Source organism: Streptomyces sp. NPDC051133 (assembly GCF_040682635.1).
Classification (GTDB): Bacteria; Actinomycetota; Actinomycetes; order Streptomycetales; family Streptomycetaceae; genus Streptomyces.
The window spans coordinates 1-7,159 of the sequence record NZ_JBFBBK010000114.1; the positions used below are offsets into that span (position 1 = coordinate 1).

Consider the following 7,159-nt stretch of genomic DNA (forward strand, 5'->3'; position numbering starts at 1 on the left):
GGGCGTGGTCTTCGGCCTGGCCAGCGGAATGCACCGCGTCGACCGCAACGTCTTCCTCCTCACCCCGCCCGGCACCGAGGTCAGCGGGGCCCGGCACCGGTGGCCGGAGGGGGGATCAGACGCCGGCGTCGCGCTCCCAGAGGTAGAAGCGCTGCGCCATCGCGTCCTTCGGGGACCGCCAGGTCTGAGGGTCGTACGCGCTGACGTAGGCCGAGAGCCGCTCGCTGATTCCCCTGAACTCCGGGTGCGAGGTGACCTTGGCGATGGCCGGTCCCGGTTCTCGCTCGGACTCGACGAGGTGCATGTACACGTCGCCGAACTGGAAGAGGCTGCGCCGGACGACACCGACGAGGTGGGGCAGCTCTCCCCGGTCGGACTCCGCGAACACCTTGGCGATGTCGGGCGCGGAGCCCGGGGCCATGCGGGCGACGATCAGGGCCTGGTGCACGGTCTTCTCCTCCGTCCGGCTCAGTCGGCCAGGGCCGGGGCGGGCCGGTGCCCGGCGGCCGCCTTCTCGATCTTGTCCCGGATCAGGGCCAGCTGGACCTTCGAGTTCTTGTTGATGTTGTCGGTCATCCACGCGTCGTCGACGGGCGCCTCCGGCTTCATCGCGAAGTCCTGGGTCCAGACCATGCGGGTGCCGGCCGCCACCTCCTCGTACTGCCAGTGGATGTTCATGTGGGCGAAGGGGCCCGTCTCCACACGGCGGGCCCGGACGCTGAGGTGGGCGCGGTCCGTCTCGCGCTCCGAGACCCAGCTCCACACCTTGCCGTTCTCGTCGGGGTGCATGGTGAGCCGGAAGGTGACCTTGTTCCCCTCCTCGGAGAGGATCTCGGCGCTGGCGTACTCGCTGAACAGCTGCGGCCAGTTCGCCACGTCGTTGGTCATGTCCCAGACCAGGTCGACGGGTGCGGCGATGGTGATCTCGTTCTGGGTGTGTCCGGCCATGTCAGGCTCCTGCCATCAGGGTGCTGTTGACGAGGTTGAGGAACTGCTGGGGCGTCTTGCAGCGCTCGGCGTCGACCGGCATCGGGGTGCCGTGCGTGTTCTCCAGTTCGCCGACGATGCCGAGCAGGCCCAGCGAGTCGACGCCGAGGACGTCGAAGCCGGTGTCCGGCTTCTCCCGGAGCTGCTGCGGGGTGACGGTGACCCCGGCGGCCTTCTTCATGAGTGCGGCGAGTTCTTCCACGGTGATCTGGGACATGTGTTCTCCTCCTTTGCTGTGCTCACTCGGCGGCGCCGTGGCGCAGCACGAGCGCGGAGTTCGACCCCATGAGCCCCCGGCTGAGGACCAGCGCCGTGCGCACTTCAGCGGCGCGGGCCCGGCCGGTGACGAGGTCGAGGTCGTGGCAGATGTCGGCGACGCCCGGGGTGGGCGGGATCAGACCGTGCTCCATCGCGAGTACGGCGGCCGCGGTGTCCAGCACGGGGGCCGCGCAGTAGCCGCGGCCGATGCCGGTCTTGGGTGCCGTGACGGGGACCCGCCGGCCGTGCCCGCCGAGGGCGTCGGCGAGGGCCAGCGCCTCGGCCCGGTCGGCCTCCGGTACGCCGAGGGCGTCGGCGAAGACCACGTCGATCTCCTCCGGGGCGCAGCCGGCCTCGTCCAGGGCGCCGCGGATGGCGTGCGCGAGCCCGTCACGGGACTCCGCCCAGCGGGAGGCGCCGGTGAAGGTCGCCGCGTGCCCGGCCAGGGTGGCCCGTACGGGCACCCCGCGCTCGCGCGCCGCGGCCGTCTCCTCCACGACGATCATCGCGCCGCCCTCGGCCGGGACGAACCCGCACGCGCCCTCGGTGAAGGGCCGGTAGGCGCGGGCCGGGTCGGCCTCGCGGCTCAGCTCGGGGTAGCCGAGCTGGCACACCATCGAGTACGGGGCGAGCGGTGCCTCGGTCGACCCGGCCACGATCACATCGGTGCCGCGCCGCACGGCACGGGCCGCGTGGGCGAGGGCGTCCAGTCCGCCCGCCTCGTCGGCAGCGACCACCGAGCAGGGCCCCTTGAAGCCGCGCCGGATGGAGATCTGGCCGGTGCTGGCCGCGTAGAACCAGGCGATGGACTGGTAGGGGCCGACGAACCGGCTGCCCTTGCCCCACAGCTGCTGCAGCTCGCGCTGGCCGAACTCACCGCCGCCGGAACCGGCCGCGGTGACCACGCCCACGGAGAACGGCTCGCCGTCGGTGTCGGCCCGGCCGAGCCGGGCGTCGTCCAGGGCGAGGTCGGCCGCGGCCATCGCGTAGTGCGTGAAGCGGTCGGTCTGGACCAGGAAGCGTCCCTCGACCGTGTCGGCGGCGTCGAAGTCGCGGACCTCGCCGGCCACCCGAAGCGGCAGGTGCTCACAGCCCTCGCGGGTGATGCTGCCGAGGACGCTGACGCCCTCCTGGACGGACTTCCAGAAGGTCTCGGTACTGGTTCCGTTGGGTGCGACGACGCCGATTCCGGTGACGGCCGCCCGCCGAGGATGTGGTTCGCTCATCGTGTCCTCTCTCTCGGCCGGGTCAGGACCACCGCGGACTGGAAGCCGCCGAAGCCGCTGCCGACGGACAGCACGCCGTTCAGCGTCCGCTCACGGGCGACGCGCGGCACGTAGTCGAGGTCGCACTCGGGGTCGGGGGTCTCGTAGTTCGCGGTGGGCGGGACGACCTGGTTCGCCAGGGCCAGGACGCAGGCCACGACCTCGATCGCGCCGATCGCCCCGAGGGAGTGGCCCACCATGGACTTGATGGAGCTCATGGGGGTGTCGTAGGCGTGCTGCCCCAGGGCCCGCTTCACGGCGGCGGTCTCGTGGCGGTCGTTCTGCCGGGTGCCGGAGCCGTGCGCGTTGACGTAGTCGATCGCGGTGGGGTCGAGGCGGGCGTGGTCGAGGGCGACGTCGATCGCCCTTGCCATCTCCAGGCCTTCGCTGGTCAGGCCGGTCATGTGGTAGGCGTTGCCGAAGGTGGCGTAGCCGCCGAGTTCGCAGTACACGTGCGCACCGCGGGCCCGGGCGTGCTCCAGCTCCTCCAGGACGAGCACCGCTCCGCCCTCACCCATGACGAACCCGTCACGGTTGTTGTCGAAGGGCCGCGAGGCGTGCGCGGGGTCGTCGTTGTTGGGGGACGTGGCCTTGATCGCGTCGAAGCACGCCATGGTGATCGGCGATATCGGCGAGTCCGAGGCCCCGGCGATGCATATGTCCGCCCGGCCCTCCTGCACGGTGTGGAAGGCGTAGCCGACGGCGTCCAGGCCCGAGGTGCAGCCGGTGGACACCGTCTGCACCGGACCCTGGGCGCCGAAACGTTCCGCCACCGCGGAGGCCAGGGTGCTCGGCGAGAACGCCCGGTGCAGCTGGGGCTCCGCCTGCCGGTGGTCCACGTCCCACCGCTCGCCGCCGTTGCTGACCAGCACGTAGTCGTGCTCCAGGCGGGTGGTGCCGCCGACGGCGGTGCCCAGGGAGACGCCGACCCGCCAGGGGTCCTCCCGGGCCAGCTCCAGACCCGAGTCACGGACCGCCTCGTCGCCCGCGACCAGGGCGAACTGTATGTACCGGTCCGCCCGCTCGACCTGCTCGGCGTCCAGTCCGTACGCGGCCGGGTCGAAGTCGCACTCGGCGGCGATCTTGGACCTGAGGCCGGCGGGGTCGAAGAACGTGATGCCGCGGGTCGCCGTACGGCCTTCGGCGAGCAGGTTCCAGAACGCCGGCGCGCCGATACCGCCCGGAGCGACGATGCCTATGCCGGTGACCGCCACCCGCCGGGTCATGACAGGACCTGCCCCCGGCCGGCCGGCTCGGCGGCGACGGCGGCGTGCTCCGTCTCCTCCGTGTCGACATGACCCAGGTTCGGGCGCGGGGCCAGCGGGCCCAGGTGGAAGACGATGCGGGCCTCGGACTTGCCCACGTTGCGGAACCGGTGCCGCATGTTCATGGGGATCATCAGCCCCTGCTCCGGCCGGAGCGGGTGCGGCTCGCCGTCCAGGTCGACCTCGAGTTCGCCGCAGACGACGTACACGAACTCCTCGGAGTAGGGGTGGTAGTGCTCACCGATGCGGTCGCCGGGGTTGATCAGGGCCACGCCCATGAAGCCGCTGGTGGAACCCACCGTGGCCGGGGTGAGCATGGCGCGCAGATCCCCGCCGCGCCGGGTGTTGGGCTCGATCTCGCCGAGGTCCACGATCTTCGGAAGGGGTTTGATCACGACGTTCCTCCGTGGGTGTGCTGCGCAGGCCGGGTTCAGGCGGCCGGCGAGCGGCGGTCGGTGATGAGCTCCATGCGGACCGCGGAGCCCGTCATCAGGTCGGCCAGGGCGTCCGACGGGTCGAGGTCGGGGTGCTGACCGGCGCGTACGTCGACGAGCCGGACGACGACGTCGTCGCGCTGGAAGATCGTGCTGCGCAGGATCGGGCTGCCCGCGTTCTCCGCCGCCGCCTCGTCCCCCTGCGCGAGCAGCTCGGCCAGCCGCATCCCGGAACCGGAGCGGGCCTGGTAGCACAGCGCGTGCCGCTCGCCCTCGGCCATCTCGTCCGCGGTGACGTGGTGCACGGCCGGCAGCGCCGCACGGGTGAAGAACATCCGGGCGGACTCCTGGTCGTTGAGGTCCCGGTGCTGCTCCAGGTAAGGGTTGATCGCCTCCTCGACGGCCCGCACCTCGGGCTGCCGGGCGACGTGCCGCAGCGCCGCGAGCAGGTCGCCGCGCACCTCGATGGCCCGCACCACCCGGTTGCCGTGCATGAAAAGGGAGGTGCGCAGCAGCCGCGTGTTCTCGTCGACCCGCGCCTCGGGCGAGGCGTAGTCCGCGAGGATCCGCGCGACCTCCGGCTCGCTGCCCGGCTTGACCGTGAAGGTGAGCGCGTGCCGGATCACTCCGTCACCGATGCGCGGGGACACCTGCAGCCGGCGGGCGGCGGGGGCTCCGGTGCCCGTCTCGCGGACGATGTGGAAGCGCAGCGACCGGGTGTCCCGCACGCAGCTGTGCAGCGGCTCCACCATGCGGACGTGCTCCTCGCTGTTCACCCAGGCGAGGAACGGCGGGGCGCTCTCCCACTCACTGGTGATGAGCCATTGGGAGGGGTTCTCGATCGACTGGCACAGCTGGTCGCTGACGTGGCCGGGCACCTTCGCGACCTGCTTGCCCAGCTGTTCGTAGGCCTCCAGGAACTGCTGCTGGGCGCCGTCGTGTACGTCCACCAGCAGGACGACCCGGAGGTGTGAACCGTCGAAGACTGACTGGGAAACCCGTTTCGACACCTGTCGCTTCAGCTGTTCCGAAACCTGTTCCGACGTGGTGGTCATGCCGCACATCTCCTTACCGGGGGCAGAGGCCTGCGCCGCCGTCATGACGCGACGTCAGCGCTTTTTGATCCTGTTCCGGTCCTTTGCGGCGCGCGACTCACGTGAACCAGGCGGGTGATTGAGCACGCGAAACCCCTCCCGAGAGGGCATGGAAACTGCAGCGCGCCCCACACCCGCACTCCTGCCTCTGGAGCCCCTGATGCAGCAGAAAGCCGATCACCAGGTTCCCGTCCTCGTCGTGGGCGGCTCTCTCGTGGGCCTGTCCCTCTCCCTGTTCCTGGGCCGTCTCGGCGTGCCGCACATGCTCGTCGAGCGGCACTCCGGCACGTCCCTCCATCCGCGCGGTCGCGGCAACAACGTGCGGACGATGGAGCTGTTCCGGGCGGCGGGCGTCGAACCGGACATCAAGGCGGCGGCCTCGCTCCTGGCGGACAACCACGGGATCCTGCAGACGCCGACGCTGGCCGGCGAGGCCGGCGAGTGGCTGTTCCGGGAGATCGACCCCGGCGGCGGGATCGCCCGTTTCAGCCCCACGTCGTGGTGCCTGTGCAGCCAGAACGACCTGGAGCCGGTGCTCCTGAAGGGGGCCCGCGCGCTCGGCGGCGACCTCAGGTACTTCCACGAGCTGGAGTCCTTCTCCCAGGACCCCGAAGGAGTGACGGCGTACGTCCGGGACCGGGACAGCGACGATCTGTACACCGTCCGGGCGGACTACCTGGTCGCGGCCGACGGCCCGCGCAGCCCCGTCCGGGGCCGGCTCGGCATCGGGCAGACCGGCCCGGGCGACCTCTTCGCGAACGTGAGCGTCACCTTCCGCTCCAAGCTGCTCGCCGACACCGTGGGCGACCGGCGTTTCATCTGCTGCTACCTCACCAGCCCCGAGGCCGACGGGGCGCTGCTCCCCGTGGACAACAAGGAGCACTGGGTCTTCCACGCGCCCTGGCACCCCGAAAACGGGGAACGGCTGGAGGAGTTCACCGAGGAACGGCTCCAGCGGCACATCCGCCTGGCCGTCGGCGTGCCCGACCTCGACGTCGAGGTGACCGGCAAGGCGTCCTGGCGCGCCGCGGAACGGGTCGCCGAGCGCTACCTGCACGACCGGGTCCTCCTCGCCGGGGACTCCGCGCACGAGATGTCGCCGACCGGGGCGTTCGGTTCCAACACCGGTATCCAGGATGCGCACAACCTGGCCTGGAAGCTGGCCGCCGTCCTCGACGGCTGGGCCGGGCCCGGGCTGCTGGAGACGTACGACGCCGAGCGCCGGCCCGTCGCCCTGGCCACCAGCGCCCGGGCCTCGGCCCGCTCGGTGGAACACAGCCACCCCGGCTTCGCCCCCGCCCCCGGCGTCGGCGGCGGCAAGCGCGGCGGCATCCTCAACGTGGTCCTCGGCTACCGCTACCCGCGGGGCGCCGTCGTGGGCGCCGACCCGGGCCAGCAGGTCGTACCCGACGGGATGCGGCTGACCGGGGAGCCGGGCAGCCGGGCCCCGCACCTGTGGCTGCGCCGCTCGGGCGAACGGCTCTCCACGCTCGACCTCTACGAGCGGTCACTGGTGCTGCTGAGCGACGCGGGGTCGGCGGCGGGGGCCGCCTGGCAGGCGGCGGCGCGGCGCGTCGCCGAGACGGAGGGGGTACGACTGGACGCCTACCGGATCGGTGCCGGGGCGCGGGCGGAGCTGCGGTACGACGCGGAGGGCGACGACTGGGCGGCGGCGCACGGCACGTCGGCGGACGGGGCGGTGCTGGTCCGGCCGGACGGATTCGTGGCCTGGCGCACGGTGGACGCGGCCCCGGCCCCGGAGACGGAGCTGCGCGAGGTGGTACGGGCGGTGCTGCGGAGGGGGTGAGCGGGGCGCGGCGCCCGGTGGGCGCCGGGCGGGTGCGGGCCGGGCGGTC

8 protein-coding genes and 1 pseudogene are annotated in these 7,159 nt (G+C 72.1%); 2 read left to right on the forward strand and 7 right to left on the reverse strand.

The features are described 5' to 3' along the window. A pseudogene (locus AB0N17_RS44675) lies at positions 1-88 on the forward strand (cell division protein SepF); the annotation flags it as partial. Positions 89-115: 27 nt separating this feature from the next. Here AB0N17_RS44675 and AB0N17_RS44680 read toward each other — a convergent pair. Genes AB0N17_RS44680 through AB0N17_RS44710 form a run of 7 tightly spaced genes read right to left on the reverse strand, consistent with a single transcriptional unit; the run spans position 116 to position 5,264 of the window. Further along, positions 116-448 carry a TcmI family type II polyketide cyclase gene (locus AB0N17_RS44680; RefSeq protein WP_366017439.1) on the reverse strand — a complete coding sequence of 111 codons (333 nt, stop codon included), beginning with the start codon at positions 446-448 and terminating at the stop codon, positions 116-118. A 20-nt stretch (positions 449-468) separates the two neighbouring features. Further along, positions 469-948: an SRPBCC family protein gene (locus tag AB0N17_RS44685; RefSeq protein ID WP_366017440.1), complete on the reverse strand. Its 480-nt coding sequence runs from the start codon at positions 946-948 to the stop codon at positions 469-471. 1 nt (position 949) lies between these two features. Beyond that, positions 950-1,204: an acyl carrier protein gene (locus tag AB0N17_RS44690; protein WP_366017441.1), complete on the reverse strand. Its 255-nt coding sequence runs from the start codon at positions 1,202-1,204 to the stop codon at positions 950-952. A 22-nt stretch (positions 1,205-1,226) separates the two neighbouring features. Then, a complete protein-coding gene (locus AB0N17_RS44695) occupies positions 1,227-2,471 on the reverse strand; it encodes a ketosynthase chain-length factor (protein WP_366017442.1) in 1,245 nt (414 codons plus the stop codon). Continuing rightward, positions 2,468-3,736, reverse strand: a complete 1,269-nt coding sequence (locus AB0N17_RS44700) for a beta-ketoacyl-[acyl-carrier-protein] synthase family protein (RefSeq protein ID WP_366017443.1) — start codon at positions 3,734-3,736, stop codon at positions 2,468-2,470. The genes AB0N17_RS44695 and AB0N17_RS44700 overlap by 4 nt, the downstream gene beginning before the upstream one ends. Continuing rightward, on the reverse strand, positions 3,733-4,170 hold the full coding sequence (locus AB0N17_RS44705) for a cupin domain-containing protein (protein WP_366017444.1): 438 nt from the start codon (positions 4,168-4,170) through the stop codon (positions 3,733-3,735). The genes AB0N17_RS44700 and AB0N17_RS44705 overlap by 4 nt, the downstream gene beginning before the upstream one ends. A gap of 35 nt (positions 4,171-4,205) precedes the next feature. Further along, positions 4,206-5,264 carry a SchA/CurD-like domain-containing protein gene (locus AB0N17_RS44710; protein WP_366017445.1) on the reverse strand — a complete coding sequence of 353 codons (1,059 nt, stop codon included), beginning with the start codon at positions 5,262-5,264 and terminating at the stop codon, positions 4,206-4,208. Positions 5,265-5,463: 199 nt separating this feature from the next. On the opposite strand from AB0N17_RS44710, the gene AB0N17_RS44715 reads away from it, so the two are divergent. Further along, a complete protein-coding gene (locus tag AB0N17_RS44715) occupies positions 5,464-7,110 on the forward strand; it encodes an FAD-dependent monooxygenase (protein WP_366017446.1) in 1,647 nt (548 codons plus the stop codon). Positions 7,111-7,159 lie beyond the last annotated feature (49 nt).

Bases quoted from the DNA above. Each gene is read 5' to 3' on its own strand.
- AB0N17_RS44710 (WP_366017445.1), bottom strand. From the start codon at position 5,264: ATGACCACCACGTCGGAACAGGTTTCGGAACAGCTGAAGCGACAGGTG.
- AB0N17_RS44700 (WP_366017443.1), bottom strand. From the start codon at position 3,736: ATGACCCGGCGGGTGGCGGTCACCGGCATAGGCATCGTCGCTCCGGGC.
- AB0N17_RS44695 (WP_366017442.1), bottom strand. From the start codon at position 2,471: ATGAGCGAACCACATCCTCGGCGGGCGGCCGTCACCGGAATCGGCGTC.
- AB0N17_RS44715 (WP_366017446.1), top strand. From the start codon at position 5,464: ATGCAGCAGAAAGCCGATCACCAGGTTCCCGTCCTCGTCGTGGGCGGC.
- AB0N17_RS44690 (WP_366017441.1), bottom strand. From the start codon at position 1,204: ATGTCCCAGATCACCGTGGAAGAACTCGCCGCACTCATGAAGAAGGCC.
- AB0N17_RS44685 (WP_366017440.1), bottom strand. From the start codon at position 948: ATGGCCGGACACACCCAGAACGAGATCACCATCGCCGCACCCGTCGAC.